The organism is Phyllobacterium sp. 22229, assembly GCF_052056495.1.
Classification (GTDB): Bacteria; Pseudomonadota; Alphaproteobacteria; order Rhizobiales; family Rhizobiaceae; genus Phyllobacterium; species Phyllobacterium myrsinacearum.
Genome location: NZ_JBQEPA010000001.1, coordinates 28,185 through 44,631, shown reverse-complemented (window position 1 = coordinate 44,631; position 16,447 = coordinate 28,185). Strand labels below are relative to the sequence as shown.

Below are 16,447 nucleotides of genomic sequence, written 5' to 3'. Positions count from 1 at the left end.
TGCGCATCTGCCCGGCCAGGCGGACCAAACACTTGCGACATATGTGGGGTCATTTGCGTCACGATGAAAAAGTCTCATCCGAGCCTCGACGGTATGAGCTTTTCCAGCCGCCGGAACAGGAAAACGATGATGCCGGTGATGACGAGATAACCGGCTGCCAGCAGCAGAAGCGGCTCATAGGTGATGTAGGTATCCTGCCTGACGCGCGAGGCCACGGAATAGAGATCGACGACCGTAATCGTCGCCACCAGGGGCGTCGATTTCAGCTGCAGGACCGCCTCGCCCGCCAGTGTCGGCAAGGCGCGGTGAATGGCCTGGGGCAGCCAGATGCGGCGGAAAATCGTAAACCGGGGCATGCCGAAGGCACGGGCGGATTCCAGCTGCCCCTTGGGCACGCCGGCAAAGGCGCCGCGCATGACCTCGCCCTCATAGCCCGCATAGGACAGGGAAAGCGCGAGAACGGCATAGGGCCATGCCTGCCGCAGATAGGGCCAGAGGTCAGAGCCGCGTATCCACGGATATTGCGGAAACAGCGAGCCCAGGCCGTAATAGAGCAGCCAGAGCTGCAGGAGCAGCGGCGTGCCGCGGATGACCGTGCAGAACACGCGCGCGGGAACGGCGAGCACCGCGGGCCCGGCGGCCTGTGCTAGCCCAAGCGGAACCGCCAGCAGAAAACCGATGATCACCGTGACGACCAGTATCCAGATCGTCCGCCACAGGCCCTGCAGAATCAGATCGCCGTAATTGGGCAGCCAGTCCCAGCGCATGAAAAAGATGGCTGACGCGACAAGCGCAAGGCCGATGAGGATGAGGACGATCCGGTGCGGCGGCAGTTTTCGCGCCTGACCGCTGGTGTCGCGGTCCTTGTGGATCGGGAATGTCTCGACCGGCGTTTCCAGCGGCGTCTCGGTCATCACCGCGCCTCCTTGACCGAAGGCATGCCGCGCCGTGCCCATTGCTCGACCTTGCCAAGGATGAGGTTGGAAAACAGGGTGATGGCGAGATAGAGGATACCGGCGGCGATGAAGAACAGGAAATAGGCTTTCGTCGTGCCCGCCGCCTGCCGTGTGACGAGCGTCAGCTCACTGAAACCGACAACCGCAAGCAGCGCCGTATCCTTGGTCGAGATCAGCCACAGATTGGCAAGCCCCGGCAGCGCATGCGGCAGCATGGCCGGCAGGGTGATGCGGCGCATCATCAGCGCCGGCGGCATGCCATAGGCGCGCGCCGCCTCGATCTCGCCCTGCGGAATGGATTTGATGGCGCCGCGCAGCACCTCGGTTGCATAGGCTCCCTGCACGAAACCGAGAACCACGATCCCGGCGACAAGTCCGCTGATATCGACGCGCTGATAGCCAAGACCTTCCAGCATGCGGTTGATCATGTCGGTCCCGGCATAATAGAGCAAAAGGATCAGCACCAGCTCCGGCACGGCACGGACAATGGTGGTGTAGATGGCCGCGATATCGCGCACCAGCGGGCCGCCATAAAGCTTGCCATAGGCGCCGACCGTGCCGATGAGCAATCCCATGCCAAAGGCGCCGACGGCGATCTGCAGCGAATTCGCCAGACCGCGCAGGAGGTTGCCGCCCCATCCCGGCGGATTGGGTGACAAAAGGTCGAACATGCCGGCTATTGCGGCGGGAGCAATCGATGCGTCGGCCAAGCCGTCCTCGATTCAGAACAATGAAATGCGTTGCGTTAAACGGAAGGAACGGAGCAGGCCAAAACCTGCTCCGAACAGCGGCCTAGCCGCCGTAAATATCGAAGTTGAAATATTTCTTCGAAATCTCGTCATACTTGCCGTTGGTGCGAATGTCCTTGATGGCCGCATTGATCTTGGTCTTCAGCTCCGTGTCGCCCTTGCGCAGGCCGACACCAACGCCAGGTCCGAGCACTTCCAGATCGGGGGCAACCTTGCCCTTGATCTCGCAGCAGGCCTTGCCCGCATCGGTCTGGGCGAAGGTCTCAAGCGCCAGCGAATCTGCCTGCGTGGCGTCGATGCGTCCGGCGGCCAGATCCTGATTGGCTTCGTCCTGTGTCTGGTATTCCTTGATCTCGGCGGCGGTCGCGGCAAAATGCTTCTTCGCATAGGCCTGATGGATGGTCGACACCTGAACACCGAGCACCTTGCCCTTCAAACCTTCCGGTGAGGCGTCCATCTTGACGTCCTTCGAACCGAGAATGACCGTGGGCGTATTGTAATATTTGTCGGAGAAATCGATCGTCTTCTCGCGCTCCGGTGTGATCGACATGGAGGCGGTGATCATATCGATCTTCTTGGTGGTCAGCGCCGGAATAATGCCATCCCACGACACGGGCGTGATGACACAATCGAGCTTGGCCTGCGCGCAGATGGCAAGGGCGATATCGACTTCCCAGCCTTCCCACTTGCCCGAGGCATCCGGCGAAGCGAAGGGCGGATAGGGTTCGGCGGCGATGCCGACCTTGACCTGTTCAGCGCTGGCGACTCCCATTCCGGCAACCAGAACAGCGGCGGCAACCGCTGATTTCAAGAAAGCTTTCATTCCTATCTCCATTTCTCTTTATTGTTCCCCAGGATTATTCCCTGTATTTTTTCATGCGACTTATGAAACAGTGCGGATAAACTGCTTCAAACGTTCAGATTTTGGTGATCCGAACAATTCTTCCGGCGGCCCCTCTTCTTCGACAATGCCGTTGTGCAGATACATGACATGGCTCGCCACTTCCCGGGCGAATTTCATCTCATGGGTGACGAGAAGCATGGTCCGCCCCTCCTTGGCGAGGTCGCCGATGACCTTCAGCACCTCCCCGACCAGTTCCGGATCGAGCGCGGAGGTCGGCTCGTCGAACAGCATGACGCGCGGCTGGATGGCCAGCGCACGGGCAATGGCGCCGCGCTGCTGCTGGCCGCCGGAGAGAAAGGCGGGATAGACATCGCGCTTGGCCGACAGCCCGACCCGCTCCAGCAATTGCTCGCCAATGGCCATGGCTTCGTCGCGCTTCATGCCCAGCACATGAACCGGCACTTCGATGACATTCTGGATCAGGGTCATGTGCTGCCAGAGATTGAAATTCTGGAACACCATGCCAAGGCGGCTGCGGATGCGCTCGATCTGGCGCCGGTTGGCGGGATACTGGCCGCCCTCGCCGTCGCTGACCATCTGCACGTCCTCGCCATTGATGCGGATGACGCCGCTCGTCGGATTTTCGAGGAAATTGATGCAGCGCAGGAAGGTGGATTTGCCCGAGCCGCTGCCGCCGATCATGGCAACCACGTCGCCGTCCCTGGCTGTCAGCGAAACGCCCTTGAGAACCTCAAGGGCGCCGAATTTCTTGTGCAGGTTCCAGACGTGGATGGCTTCGGCCTTTTCAGCCGCACCGGGTTGGAGCGGGTCTGTGGCAACGGATGCGCGCAACGCCTCCGTCATCGCTGGGTTCCCATGGGTTGTCTTGCACCTGCTGTCATGACACCGTTCGTTTCTGCCTGTTTTGTCAGCATGAGGCCAAACTGCCTAATTTAGGGCATCACACCACTTGCGCTCTAATTATGCAAGCGTATAAATACTCCCATAAGCAATTTTTACGAGAGAGCAGTCGCATGAGCGCATTCGGTTCCCAGTCCATGGCCCTTCCCCTGAAACGCGTCATCATGCGCATGCCTGACCGCGTCATGGCGGGCGCCGAACGCGACGTCTGGCATTACGGTCCGCAGTTCGATCCGCGCCGCGCATCCGAACAGCACCGGGTCTTTGCCGGTCTCGTGGCCCAGTCGGGCGCCGATATCACCTGGATCAGGGACGGCAACGACGGATTGTCGGATTCCGTGTTCACCCACGATCCCTCTCTCGTCACCGACAAGGGCGCGATTCTCCTGCGCATGGGCAAATCCCTGCGCCTCGACGAGACGGACCTGCACCACGAAACCTACAGCCAGATGGATGTGCCGGTTCTCGGCCGTATCATCGCGCCGGGCACCGTCGAGGGCGGCGACTGCGTCTGGGTCGACAGCAAGACGCTGGCCATCGGCCGCGGCGTGCGCACCAATCAGGCCGGTATCGAGCAGATGTCCGCCATCCTCGAGCCGCTTGGCGTCACCGTTCTCGGGTTCGACCTGCCGCTGTGGCAGGGCGAAGAGGCCTGTCTGCACCTGATGTCGATCATCTCGCCGCTCGCCGAAGACCTTGCGCTGGTGCATCTGCCGCTTTTGCCCGCTGCCTTCTACCAGCTTTTGAAGGAGCGCGGCATCCGCCTGATCGCCGCGCCGGAGGACGAATTTGCTGCCAGCAACGGCCTCAATCTCAACGTTTTGCCGACAGCCCCCTACGAAGTGATCGCCGTGGCGGGCTTCGAGAAGACCAAAGCGGCCATGGAAGCCGCAGGCTGCACCGTGACAACCTTCGAAGCCGATGCGCTGTGCATTGCCTGCGAGGGCGGCCCGACCTGCCTCACCCGCCCGGTTTTCCGGCAATGAACGCACAATCGGCCACACGCAAAACCTTTCGCCGCGAAGGCGAGGACAAGCGCCGCGAGGATCTGATCGCCGCGACGCTGGAATGTGTGGCCGAGCGCGGCCTCGCCGGGGCGACCGTGCGCGAAATCGCCCAGCGGGCCGACGTCACGCCGGGACTGATCCGCTATTACTTCCCGACCAAGGATGACCTGATCGGCGCCGCCTACCGCGCCGTGATAAACCGCATGACCGTACAGGCCAGCGATGCCTTGCAGAATGCCGCCGACGATCCGCGTTCGCGCCTGCAGGCTTTCGTTACCGCCAATCTCGGCGAACCGATCATGGACCCGCACAACCTCTCGCTGTGGGCGGGTTTCATCGCGCTGGTGCATGCCGACCCCGCCATGGCCTCTGCCCACCGTGACGGCTATCTCGGCTTTCGCGACGAGCTGGAAATCCTCATCCGCGAGGCGCTGCGCGCCGCCGGAAAACCGGCGGAACACAACCATACCCGCCGCCATGCCATTGCCATCAATGCGATCATCGACGGATTGTGGCTGGAAGGCTGCCTTGCCGGCGATATTTTCGACGATGGGGAATTGGCGGAAACCGGGGTTGCCGCTATTGAAGCCGTACTGGGAATTTCATTACAAGCTGAAGGAGGCGCCCAATGATGCGCTATGCGTCTGTGACTGATCGTCTGGCCGGTCTGGGATCGGATAAATGGGCCGTGCATATCCGGGCGCGCGAAATGAAGCGCGCCGGTCATGAGATCATTGAGCTGACCATCGGCGAACCCGATATTCCGACCCCGACCGACATGCTTGACGTGGCCGAACGCGCCATGCGCACTGGCCGCACCGGTTATTCGAATGGCCGGGGCGAACCCGGCGTTCTCGCGGCGCTTTCGGCAAAATACACCGCACGCACCGGCCGGGCCATCGGGCCGGAACACATCCTGTGCTTTCCCGGCACGCAGACGGCGCTGTCGCTCGTCATGCTTGGCCTTGCCGAGGAAGGCGACGAGATCATCACCGGCGATCCGCTCTATGCCACCTATGACGGCGTCGTCCGCGCCACCGGTGCAACCCGCGTGTCCGTGCCGCTGCGGCCGGAAAACGGCTTCCGCATGCAGGCCGCCGATCTGGAAAAGGCGGTCACACCGAAATCCCGTGTTCTCCTCCTCAACACCCCGCACAACCCGACCGGGGCGGTGCTGAGCGCAAAGGAAGTGGCCGAGATCGGCGAAGTCTGCCGCAGACACAATCTGTGGATCGTTTCCGACGAGGTCTACGAACTGCTGATCTTCGATGGCAGTTTTGCCTCGCCGCTCGACCAGCCGGAACTCGCCGACCGGACGATTGCCGTTGCCTCCATTTCCAAATCCCATGCCGCACCGGGTTTCCGCAGCGGCTGGTGCGTCGGCCCGGCGGAGTTCACGCAGAAATTGCTGCCGCTGTCCGAATCCATGCTGTTCGGCGTCCAGCCCTTCATCGCCGACATGACTGCCTATGCCCTCGGCCAGCCATCGGCAGCGGCGGCCACGATGCGCGAGAGCTATTTCCGCCGCGCCCAGCTGATTTCAAAACGGCTCGACGGCATTGCCGGCATCGGCGCCGACGTGCCGCAGGCAGGCATGTTCATTCTCGCCGACATCCGCGCCACGGGATTGAGCGGCAATGATTTCGCCATGCGCCTTCTTGAGGAAGAGCACGTGGCCGTCATGCCCGGCGAATCCTTCGGCGACAATCTCGCCGGCTATCTGCGGCTCAGCCTCAGCGTCGCCGATGACAAGATCGATGCCGCCTGCGCCGGGATCGTCCGCCTCGCAACCCGCCTCCAGCAACGGAAATCCGCATGACCACGGTTGGTGAAGCCCTCGTCCATCTGCTCGAATCCTACGATGTCGATACCGTTTTCGGCATTCCCGGTGTCCACACCATCGAACTCTATCGCGGTCTTGCCGCGTCGAAAATCCGGCACATCACGCCGCGCCATGAACAGGGCGCGGGCTTCATGGCCGATGGCTATGCGCGGGCGACCGGCAAGCCCGGCGTCGCCTTTGTCATCACCGGCCCCGGCATCACCAACACGATCACCGCGATGGGTCAGGCGCGCGCCGATTCCATTCCCATGCTGGTGATCTCGGGCGTCAACCAGCGGGACTCGCTCGGCAAGGGCATGGGCTTCCTGCATGAATTGCCCAATCAGCGCGCCATGCTGCAGACGGTTGCGATGTTCTCGCATCGCATTGAAAAAGCGGACGAATTGCCCATCGTGCTCGCCCGGGCCTTTGCGCTGTTCGCCTCGCGGCGTCCCGGCCCCGTGCATATCGAGATACCGCTCGACGTGATGGCACAGCCGCTCGATGGCGCGAGCCGCCAGCTGTCGGACGCGCCTATCCCACAGGCATCGGCCGAAACCATGGCGGAACTCACCCGCCAGTGCCTTGCGGCGGAACGGCCGGTCATCCTTATTGGCGGCGGCGCCAAGGGCGCGGCGGCGGAACTCAAGGATCTGGCGGAGAAGCTGGATGCACCCGTGGTCGCCACCACCAATGCGCGCGGCATCCTGCACAATCACCCGCTGCTGATTCCGGCCAGCGCCAGCCTCACCGCCGTGCGCGATCTTCTTGCGGAAAGTGACCTTGTCCTTGCCATCGGCACGGAAATGGGGCCGACCGACTATGACATGTATGGCGATGGCGGTTTTCCCGAGCTGAAACGTCTGGTGCGTATCGACATCGATGCGGGACAGCTCGACCGCCGCCCCGCCTTCATGCCCATCGAGGCTTCGGCCAGGGAGACGGTCAGCGCGCTTGCCGCCACCTTGCCCGCGCGGCGCAACACGAAGTCCGGCGAAGACCGCGCCCGCGCCACCCGCGATGCGGCATGGGCCGAGATCGGTCCGCGCACTCAAAGCCATGTGCGCTTTCTGAATATCCTGCGCGACACGCTGCCGGGCTCACTCATCGTCGGGGATTCCACCCAGGCCATCTATTCCGGCAATCTCTATTACGATCATGACCGCACCGGCGGCTGGTTCAATGCGGCGACCGGCTTCGGCGCGCTCGGCTTCGGCCCGCCCGCTGCCATCGGTGCGGCCCTTGGGAAGCCCGAGACATCGACGATCTGCATTGTCGGCGACGGCGGATTTCAGTTCGTGCTGGGGGAACTCGGTGCAGCCGTCGACGAGAAGGTCCCGGTCATTTTCGTCGTCTGGAACAATCAGGGCTATCAGGAAATCGAGCGCGCCATGCGCGATGTCCACATCAATCCGGTGGGCGTGCGCCCCTCGGCACCCGATTACCTGAAAATCGCCGAAGCCTATGGCGTGGCTTCGCAGAAGCTGACAACGTTGGAAGAACTGCCCGCCGCCCTGCTGAAAGCCAAGGCGAGCGGACAGCCCTATCTGATTGAAATCGATGAAACATTGATTGGTTGATGGCGTCACGCCATCAACCATTTCTACCCGTTACGGCCGGTGGATCGTCTTGACCTCGAGAAAGTCTTCCAGCCCGAATTTGCCGCCCTCGCGGCCATTGCCCGACTGCTTGTAGCCGCCGAACGGGCTGCCATAGCGATGCGGTCCGCCATTGATGTGCACCATGCCGGCCTTCAGCCTTGACGCCACGCGCTCGGCACGCTTGGCGTCCCCCGTCTGCACATAGGCGGCAAGGCCGTAGGGCGTGTCATTGGCGATGGCGATGGCTTCTTCCTCCGTATCGAACGGAATGAGCGAGAGCACCGGCCCGAACACTTCTTCCCGCGCAATGCGCATATCGTTGCGCACATCGGCAAAGATGGTGGGACGGACGAAATAGCCGGTTTCAAATCCCTCCGGCTTGCCCGCACCGCCGACCAGCACGCGCGCGCCTTCGGAAATGCCCGCTTCGATCAGGTTCTGCACCCGGCCATACTGGATATGGCTGACGAGCGGACCGATATGATCGCCCTCCTCCTGCGGATCGCCGACCTGTGCCTGTTTGCCCGTGGCTTCGGCGATTTTCACCGCCTTGTCATAGACCGAGCGCTGCACCAGCATGCGCGTCGGCGCATCGCAGGACTGGCCGCTATTGTTGAAGCATTCGAGCACGCTGCCCGCGACGCGATCCTCCAGATCGGCATCCTCGAACACGATGTTGGGTGACTTGCCGCCCAGTTCCAGCGTGACGCGCTTGACCGTTTCCGCCGCATCCTTGCTGACGGCGATGCCGGCGCGGGTGGAACCGGTGAACGACATCATGTCGACGTCTTTGTGCTTGGACAAGGCGGCGCCGACGGTCGCGCCGTCGCCATTGACGAGATTGAAGACACCAGCCGGAAAGCCTGCCTCATCCACCATTTCAGCATAGAGCAGTGCATTGAGCGGCGTGAACTCGCTCGGCTTCAGCACGCAGGTGCTGCCGGTGGCGAGAACCGGGACGACCTTCAGCGCGATCTGGTTGATCGGCCAGTTCCACGGCGTGATCAGCCCGCACACGCCGATGGGCTCGCGCACCAAAAGATCGCCGTTCGGCAGTTCCTCGCGCATGTGCAGGGCTTTCAACGCATCGATAAAGCCCTGGAGGTGGCCGACGCCGACATCCGCCTGCTGCTGGGTGCTCATGGTGATCGGCGCGCCGAGTTCCAGCGTGATGGTTTTTGCCATCTCGTCATAGCGGCGCTTGTAGATGGCGAGCAGTTTTTCCAGAAGCGCCAGCCGCTCCTCCACCGATGTGCGGCTATAGGTCTGAAAGGCGGTTTTCGCCGCAGCCACGGCGCGGTCGATATCGGCTGCCGTGCCCATGGAAATGACCGCGACCGGTTTTTCCGTCGCCGGGTTGATCACTTCGAGATCATTGGCCTTGAGAGGCGGCACCCACGCGCCATTGATGTAGAAATCCCGCTTGATGAGCATCGTCGCCTCCTCGTGAATGCTGTTCGTCCCGCAAATGGTATGGGGCTTTTCGCCCGGTTGCTAGAAGGAAAAACGACGGAAAGTTTATGTGGTGACCGACTATCGCTATCACCCCCCTCTGGGCTGCCGCCCATCTCCCCCACAAGGGGGGAGATCAGCTTTCACAATTGTTTCAGCCAATCTTCAAGGGTGAAAGCTAAGCGGGATGATCGATGTCAATGTGATCTCCCCCCTTGTGGGGGAGATGTCCGGCAGGACAGAGGGGGGTAAAACCACTCTCACCCCGCCGAGCGCACCAGCGCCTGCGCCATGCAGTGAATGCCGCCGCCGGTTTTGGAAATCTCGCTCATATCCACCGCTGCCACCTCGAATCCGCGCGCGCGCAGCTTGTCGATCAGCGTCCTGCTCGACGACGGCGCGATGATCCGGTCCTTGCCCAGCGCCATGAAATTGCAGCCGAGATTCATCGTGTCCTCAAACGGCACGTCGATGATCTCGTGGCCCTTGGCTTTCAGCCAGTCGACAATATCAGGCTCCGTGCAGGCAAGGCACACGGCGGTCAGTTTCGGCGCGACCGGCACCACCATCAGGTCGATATGCACGTAGTACTCGTCGATGAAGGCAAGGCGCGTCTCCCAGCCTTCCCGCCGGAACCATTCCTCCACCTGCCGGGCGCCCTCTTCCTGCGTGCGGGCACCGCCGCAGCCGATAAGGACGCAGCCCTCCTCGATCACGTTGAAATCACCACCCTCGAAGGTGCCTGCGGTCACCATGTCGTAGATCGGAATGCCAAGCTTTTCATAGGTGCGGATCGCGGCATAGTTTTCGCCGCGCCGCCACCAGTTGGCCATGGCGGTGATGATGGCGCCATAGGGCGTCATCACGCTGGAATCGCGGGAATAGACCTGCATCGGCAGTTCCGGTTCCGGCTCGTGCCAGTGGATTTTCACGCCGAAATGCTCATAGGCGGCAACCAGTTCCTTGTGCTGGGCCTGCGCGGTCTGAATATTGCACGGCGCCTCGCGCAGATGCTTGCGCGACAGCGAGCTTGTCGCCATGTGGCGCAGGAAGGCGGGCGAGCCCAAAAGGACATCGGTCAGCGGGTCGGTTTCGTTGCGAAAGCCCCAGCCTTTCAGCGGTTGTGTACCGCCGTTCGGATTGCGGCGTTTGAGCGTGAAAGCGTCGCTGTCAAAACCCTGTTCATGGCGTGTCATTGGTTCGTCTCCTCGTCAGGGGCGCGTGGGTATCCACCAGTCCCGCCCGCGTGCAGTGGTCACATATTCCGGCCAGCGGAAATGAATCGGCGGCTCGTAGTCGCACAGGGGTGCGATCCAGTTTGAGCCGCCAATGCCGCCGCCGGTGCGTTGGATGAATTCGTCCTTTGCCTTGTCCCTCGCCTCGCCATCCTCAAGCAGGCGCAGCGCGGTCAGCGCCACCGTCTTGGCGGCGGTCAGCACCATCGGATCGATCGTCGCGGAAATACCGCCGAGCGCATTCATCACCCAGCCGGGATAGGCAAACCCTTTCGGCGCCTTCAGGGCGGGCCGCGCCACGTAGAACCGTACGGTGGGTGCATGCCATGTCATGTCGGTATAATCGTCGGAGGTGGAATTGATCTGCGACGGTGGCAGGTCGCGCCGCAGGATCGTTTCGGCTTCCTGGGGCGCGATCAATGCCTCGCATTCATCGAGAAACGGGTTCTGCATCGGATCGATTCCGGCATTCACCTGAATCTCCCGCGCAACCGCCTTTGCCGCCTCGTTCCAGCGCGGCGCGCCGACGGTCTGCAGGGCATCCCATGTCACTTCGGCCATGGCATGGTTGGCAAGACCGGGCCGCGACTTGCACACCCAGTGCCGCTCCACCCGGCAGCCGGTCATGGCGGCAGCGTGCTCCGCATTGCGGTCGAGCACGGCGGTGACACGCTCGGCCATGGCAATGTCAGGCACGCGCATCATGTACTGGATTTCGGCAAGCCCGGCGGGAAGATTGTCGGCGGTCGCCTGCCCCGCCGTCAGGATCGCCTCGCTGATCGACCAGCCGCCCTGATGCGGCAGCATGGAATCGCGCAGCGCCTTCGAGGCCATGTACATCATCATCAGCGCATCGTTGGCGCCGGGTGCACGCACCGCCGAATGGGATTGCGGGATCGGCGCGCCGTCGCTGAGCCCCCAACCCTCCGGCTGGTCGCAGACAAAGCGGTAGATCATGGAATAGGCGGCGCCGCAGTGGGTCTCCCAGCGTACCGTGTTGCACAGCGGCAGCATGTAGAACGGATGGAACGAGATCATCCCGTCCAGCCCGTCATAATAGCCCCTGGCGGCATGGATGGGTTTCGAGCCCCGCACCTTTTCGGCGGGTTCGCCGGTGAAGCGCAGCGTGCCTGCAATGCCGTGCTTCTGCATGGCGGCTTTTGTTGCCAGCAGCCCGCCGAGACTGGAAATGCCGAGCCCGGAATGCGGGTCCGTGTGGCCACCCGCATGCTCGTTCAGGCCGGGTCTTGGCCGTTTGACCGTGGCCGCGTCCTGGCAGTTGCCGGGGACCGCATCATATTCCGCATACATGCCGATGACAGGGGATTTGCCTGTCATTCCCGCCCTGTTGGTCCAGTGCGCACAGAATGCCGTGGGCATGCCGCCGGATCCAACCTCGACGTCGAAACCTTCGCGGCGCAGCAGCGCCACATACCAGTCCGCCGATTGATATTCGCGCCAGGCGGTTTCGCCGAAGCCGAAAATGGTGCGCGTCCACGCCGACAGGTCGGCCTGATGCGCGTCGACAAAATCCAGCGCTGTGCTTCCTGCTGCCGTGATCACCATGCATCTCCCCGTTGCGGCGAGATAATCATCTGGAAGGCGGGACAAAAAGTGATATGTTTTTTCAAAACGTGCAAATTCCATTCACCTCATCAGCCGGAAACCTATCCATGCGCATTCCGTCCACGCAGGCCCTGCGATCACTTGAAAGTTTTGCAAGGCACGGCAGCGTCTGGCGTGCGGCGGAAGAGCTGCATCTGACCCGCAGTGCCGTCAGCCATCAGCTGCGCCTCCTCGAGCGCGATCTTGGCTTTGAACTGTTGCAGCGCGACGGCAAGGGCGTGGCGCTCACGCCGCGCGGCCGCAAATATGCCAATGACGTGCGCAAGGCGCTGATTGTCATCGACGATGCGGGCGGCAGGCAGAGCCCGGCGGGTGTCGGCGGATCGCTGTGCGTGAGTTCGACGGCGGGTTTTGCGTCGCTGTGGCTGTGCACCCATATCGCCGAGTTTCAGGAGAAATATCCCGATGTCGCGCTGCGCATCGTCACGCCGCGCAAGCTCGACGACGTCACTGATTCCACTGTCGATATTTTTATAGCCTTCGGCGACGGCAACTGGCCGAACCGCGCGGTGGAACTGCTGTGCGAGGTGGAATTCACGCCGCTGTGCAGCCCGGTGCTGCTCAACAAGATCGGCGGTATTGCCGAGCCAAGAGACCTGTTGCGCGCGCCGCTGCTGCATCTGGGCGATTTCGAGGACTGGACCCGCTGGATGGCGCTGGCCAATGTCGAGAACCCGGATTCGGAGCGCGGCATCATCTTTTCCGACATGAACCTTGTCTATTCCGCCGCCATCACGGCGCAGGGCGTTGCCATGGGCGATGAACTCACCTGCCGCAAAGCCATGAAGGCAGGTCAACTCATCCGTCCGTTCGACCTCGGCATCAAGTCGCCAAAGTCGTATTTTCTCGTCACGGATTTCGCCAAGATCGAGCATCCGGCCCAGCTGGCGTTCACGGAATGGTTGAAATCGCGCCTGTCGCAAACGCGCAACGCATGAAGCCAGGAATAACATCTGCTCATGCTGGCGTGAATTTCATTCACGTATCGCGGCAATATATTTCAATTGTCGTCACCGGAGATTGTGCCTAGGCTTTCCCGAAAAGCAGGGGAAAGAGGTCAATCAATGCCTCAACGCATGCAACTGGGCGACGCGAAAGCCGCCGAGATCAAGGCTGTTTCCATTGGCAAGACATTCGGTGCATTCCGTGCGCTGAAGGATTTGTCGCTCGACATCGGACGCGGCGAGTTTCTCACCCTTCTCGGTCCGTCCGGGTCGGGCAAGACCACCTTCCTGATGATCCTTGCCGGCTTCACCGCGCCGAGCGAAGGCCGCCTGATGATGGACGGCCGGGATATTACCGACGTGCCGGCCGAAGACCGCTCCTACGGCATGGTGTTCCAGGGCTACGCCCTGTTCCCGCACCTGACGGTTGAACAGAATATTGCCTTCCCGCTCAAGGTACGCGGTCGCTCCGCCGCCGACATCAAGCGCCGCGTCGGCGAGATGGTGGAGCGGGTCGGCCTCATCGGGCACGAGAAAAAACTGCCGGCAAAACTCTCCGGCGGCCAGCAGCAGCGCGTGGCGCTCGCCCGGGCACTGGCCTTCGAACCCTCGGTGCTGCTGCTGGACGAGCCGTTCTCGGCCCTCGACAAGAATCTGCGCGAAATGATGCAGGAGGAAGTCAAACGGCTGCATCAGGAAACCGGCACGACCTTCGTCTTCGTCACGCATGACCAGTCGGAGGCGCTCGCTTTGTCCTCGCGCGTGGCCATTTTCAACCATGGCGAGCTTTTGCAGGTCGGACGCCCGCAGGATGTCTATGAGCGGCCGGAAAACCGCTTCGTTGCGGAGTTTCTTGGCGAGATCAACCTTTTGCCGCTCGACGCCCTGCGGCTCGACGGCGACAGCGCCGCCGGACAATTCGAGGACAGAACCATCGTGCTGGCCCGGACAAATCCACAGATAGGGCCGAAAGCCGTTGCCGCCGTGCGCCCTGAGCATATGACCATCGCGGCAGCGCCACAGAATGCCGGGCACAACGCCATTGCCTGCCGGGTCGAGGATGCGACCTATCTCGGCGCAGTCACCCGCTATCACCTGAAGACCCGCACTGGCGCGTCCATTGCCGTGTCGATGCCGACGGTGGCAACGCCGCCTTTTGCGCACCGCGCCGATGTCTGGGTGTCCTGGCCCGTAGAACAGGGATTTTTGCTGCCGCACCAGACCTAGAACCATGCATACGGAATGTGACAATAACAATCCCAGGGGAACACAATGGATCACGCATTTCAAAAAGACTGCCTTGAAATACTGGCTGAAAAGGTGGAACGCGGCGAGATCAGCCGCCGCCGGTTCACCCAGATGGCCGCGATGCTGCTGGCGGGTGCGCCTGCCTTCATGCGCTCGAACCGGGCAATGGCTCAGGCGAAAGACCTGGTGCTGGTCAACTGGGGCGGCGATGCCATGACCGCCTATGACAAGGCCTATGGCCAGCCCTTCGCCAAGGAGAGCGGCATTGCCGTCAAGATGGACGGTTCCGGGCCGACGGAAGGCGCCATCACCGCCCAGTTCAAGAGCGGCAAGCCCAGCTGGGACCTCATGGACATCGATCCCTTCTCCGGCATTACCTTGGGCAAACAGGGTATGCTCGAACCCATCGACTATGCCATTGTCGACAGGAGCAAGATGCGCCCCGGCTTCGGCTGGGACCATGCGGCATCGACCTATTTCTTCTCCTACATCATCGCCTACGACTCCTCGAAATTCGGCGATCAGGTGCCAACCGGCATGGCTGACTTTTTCGACGTGAAAAAATTCCCCGGCAAGCGCTCGCTCTACAAATGGGGTTCGGCCATGTGGGAAGCGGCGCTGATGGCCGATGGCGTGGCCCCGGAAAAGCTTTATCCGCTCGACCTGAAGCGCGCCCATGACAAGATCGCCGCTTTCAAGGAAAACGTCGTTGCCTATTGGGGCGGCGGTGCGGAAAGCCAGTCCGTGCTCATGGACGGCGAAGCCTCGATGGCGCTGATCTGGTCGACCCGTGCGCAACTGCTCGAACAGGATTCCGGCGGCAACATCAAATTCGTCTGGGATCAGGGCCTGATTTCACCCGGTGCCCTCGCCGTGATGAAAAACAATCCTGGCGGCAAGGACAGTGCGATGAAGTTCATCGCCAGCGCGCAGACGCCGGAACGCCAGCTGCAGATGTTCGAGCTGCTGGGTCAGGGCCCTGCCAATCCGGCCACCGATGCGCTCATTCCCGCCGACAAGAAGCGCGTCAACTGCGTCGATCCGGCCAATATGGCCAAGCAGATTCCGCTGAACATGGAATGGTATGCGGAACACTATGCCTCAGCTTTCGACGAATACACGAAAGTCATCTCTGCTTGAGCACAGGTTCATCTCCCCCCTTGCGGGGGAGATCACCAGCCGCATTCTGACGTGCAACGGGAAATTTGAATGGGAAAATCGGCGACATCACGAACAATCCTGCTGCTTGCGCCGCTGCTGCTGTTTCTCGGGCTTGCCTATGTGGTGCCGTTTCTGGGTGTCATCAGATGGAGTGTCACCCTGCCTGAACCGGGGCTTGGACAATATCACGCCGTGCTCACCGATCCGCTCGTGCAGTCCGTGTTCATCCGCACGCTCCGCATCTGTCTCATCGTCACCGCTGCCGTGCTTGTCATGGCCTATGCCATTGCCTATGTCTGGGTGCGCGGAACACCGGCGCAGCGCATGCTGGCGGAATTCTGCATTCTCGTGCCCTTCTGGATTTCCGTGCTGACCCGTGCCTTCGGCTGGCTGGCGCTTCTCTCCAATCGCGGTCTGATCAACACCTGGCTGCAGGCGGCTGGCATCATCAGCGAACCGCTGGCCCTTGCCCGCAACGAGTTCGGCGTCATCATCGGCATGACGCATTTCCTCATTCCCTTCGCCGTCTTTCCCATTGCCTCGGCCATGCGCGCCATTGACGAGCGCGTGCTTCTGGCGGCGCGCGGCATGGGCGCCTCGCGCAGCCGCATCTTCTGGAGCGTGTTCGTGCCGCTGACCTATGGCGGCCTGATCGGCGCGGCGCTGATCGTCTTCGTCTTCGCCCTCGGCTTCTTCGTCACCCCGGCCATTCTCGGCGGCGGCCGCAGCGTCATGGTGGCAGAGCTGGTGTATCTGCGGATCTTCCAGAGCCCCGACTGGGGGCTCGGTGCGGCGATCAGCGTGGTGCTGGTGCTGTTCATCGGCATCCTGCTCGCGCTGATGCGGCGCTTCATCAAACCCGCGCATCTGGTGGGCTGACC

The 16,447-nt window shown here is 61.9% G+C and carries 15 protein-coding genes; 8 read left to right on the top strand and 7 right to left on the bottom strand.

The genetic code is table 11. The annotated features are described in order from the left end of the window. Positions 1-74: 74 nt before the first annotated feature. The 4 genes from ACTJJ7_RS00205 to ACTJJ7_RS00190 all read right to left on the bottom strand — a co-directional run bounded on the left by ACTJJ7_RS00205 (position 75) and on the right by ACTJJ7_RS00190 (position 3,413). Positions 75-914 carry an ABC transporter permease gene (locus ACTJJ7_RS00205; protein WP_440964713.1) on the bottom strand — a complete coding sequence of 280 codons (840 nt, stop codon included), beginning with the start codon at positions 912-914 and terminating at the stop codon, positions 75-77. Continuing rightward, positions 914-1,627, bottom strand: a complete 714-nt coding sequence (locus tag ACTJJ7_RS00200; protein WP_105732937.1) for an ABC transporter permease — start codon at positions 1,625-1,627, stop codon at positions 914-916. Before ACTJJ7_RS00200 ends, ACTJJ7_RS00205 begins: the two co-directional genes overlap by 1 nt. Before the next feature lie 121 nt (positions 1,628-1,748). Beyond that, on the bottom strand, positions 1,749-2,528 hold the full coding sequence (locus ACTJJ7_RS00195) for a transporter substrate-binding domain-containing protein (protein WP_440964711.1): 780 nt from the start codon (positions 2,526-2,528) through the stop codon (positions 1,749-1,751). Positions 2,529-2,588: 60 nt separating this feature from the next. Beyond that, a complete protein-coding gene (locus ACTJJ7_RS00190) occupies positions 2,589-3,413 on the bottom strand; it encodes an ABC transporter ATP-binding protein (RefSeq protein ID WP_440964709.1) in 825 nt (274 codons plus the stop codon). Between the two features lie 170 nt (positions 3,414-3,583). Here ACTJJ7_RS00190 and ACTJJ7_RS00185 point away from each other — a divergent pair, with 170 nt between their 5' ends. The 4 genes from ACTJJ7_RS00185 to ACTJJ7_RS00170 are packed head-to-tail and all read left to right on the top strand — an operon-like array spanning position 3,584 to position 7,879. After that, complete coding sequence (locus ACTJJ7_RS00185) at positions 3,584-4,456, top strand: dimethylarginine dimethylaminohydrolase family protein (RefSeq protein ID WP_440964707.1); 873 nt, start codon at positions 3,584-3,586, stop codon at positions 4,454-4,456. Further along, the gene (locus ACTJJ7_RS00180) at positions 4,453-5,109 is read left to right on the top strand and encodes a TetR/AcrR family transcriptional regulator (RefSeq protein ID WP_440964705.1); all 657 of its coding nucleotides are present in this window, start codon (positions 4,453-4,455) and stop codon (positions 5,107-5,109) included. Before ACTJJ7_RS00185 ends, ACTJJ7_RS00180 begins: the two co-directional genes overlap by 4 nt. Beyond that, entirely contained in the window at positions 5,109-6,296 is a 1,188-nt protein-coding gene (locus ACTJJ7_RS00175; protein WP_440965088.1) for a pyridoxal phosphate-dependent aminotransferase, read from the top strand. The genes ACTJJ7_RS00180 and ACTJJ7_RS00175 overlap by 1 nt, the downstream gene beginning before the upstream one ends. Beyond that, positions 6,293-7,879 (top strand): 5-guanidino-2-oxopentanoate decarboxylase, encoded by a 1,587-nt coding sequence (locus tag ACTJJ7_RS00170; RefSeq protein ID WP_440964703.1) that lies wholly within the window; start codon positions 6,293-6,295, stop codon positions 7,877-7,879. The genes ACTJJ7_RS00175 and ACTJJ7_RS00170 overlap by 4 nt, the downstream gene beginning before the upstream one ends. Before the next feature lie 30 nt (positions 7,880-7,909). Here ACTJJ7_RS00170 and ACTJJ7_RS00165 read toward each other — a convergent pair whose 3' ends face one another. The 3 genes from ACTJJ7_RS00165 to ACTJJ7_RS00155 form a co-directional block, all read right to left on the bottom strand. Continuing rightward, complete coding sequence (locus ACTJJ7_RS00165) at positions 7,910-9,334, bottom strand: aldehyde dehydrogenase family protein (RefSeq protein ID WP_440964702.1); 1,425 nt, start codon at positions 9,332-9,334, stop codon at positions 7,910-7,912. A gap of 278 nt (positions 9,335-9,612) precedes the next feature. After that, on the bottom strand, positions 9,613-10,548 hold the full coding sequence (locus ACTJJ7_RS00160) for a dimethylarginine dimethylaminohydrolase family protein (RefSeq protein ID WP_440964700.1): 936 nt from the start codon (positions 10,546-10,548) through the stop codon (positions 9,613-9,615). Between the two features lie 15 nt (positions 10,549-10,563). Further along, complete coding sequence (locus ACTJJ7_RS00155; protein WP_440964698.1) at positions 10,564-12,153, bottom strand: amidohydrolase; 1,590 nt, start codon at positions 12,151-12,153, stop codon at positions 10,564-10,566. Positions 12,154-12,260: 107 nt separating this feature from the next. Here ACTJJ7_RS00155 and ACTJJ7_RS00150 point away from each other — a divergent pair, with 107 nt between their 5' ends. The 4 genes from ACTJJ7_RS00150 (at position 12,261) to ACTJJ7_RS00135 (ending at position 16,445) form a co-directional block, all read left to right on the top strand. Then, complete coding sequence (locus tag ACTJJ7_RS00150) at positions 12,261-13,151, top strand: LysR substrate-binding domain-containing protein (RefSeq protein ID WP_105732945.1); 891 nt, start codon at positions 12,261-12,263, stop codon at positions 13,149-13,151. Between the two features lie 126 nt (positions 13,152-13,277). After that, positions 13,278-14,384 carry an ABC transporter ATP-binding protein gene (locus ACTJJ7_RS00145; RefSeq protein ID WP_105732946.1) on the top strand — a complete coding sequence of 369 codons (1,107 nt, stop codon included), beginning with the start codon at positions 13,278-13,280 and terminating at the stop codon, positions 14,382-14,384. Between the two features lie 45 nt (positions 14,385-14,429). After that, complete coding sequence (locus ACTJJ7_RS00140; RefSeq protein ID WP_440964695.1) at positions 14,430-15,545, top strand: ABC transporter substrate-binding protein; 1,116 nt, start codon at positions 14,430-14,432, stop codon at positions 15,543-15,545. A 69-nt stretch (positions 15,546-15,614) separates the two neighbouring features. Continuing rightward, positions 15,615-16,445 (top strand): ABC transporter permease, encoded by an 831-nt coding sequence (locus ACTJJ7_RS00135; protein ID WP_440964693.1) that lies wholly within the window; start codon positions 15,615-15,617, stop codon positions 16,443-16,445. The last annotated feature ends 2 nt before the right edge of the window (positions 16,446-16,447 follow it).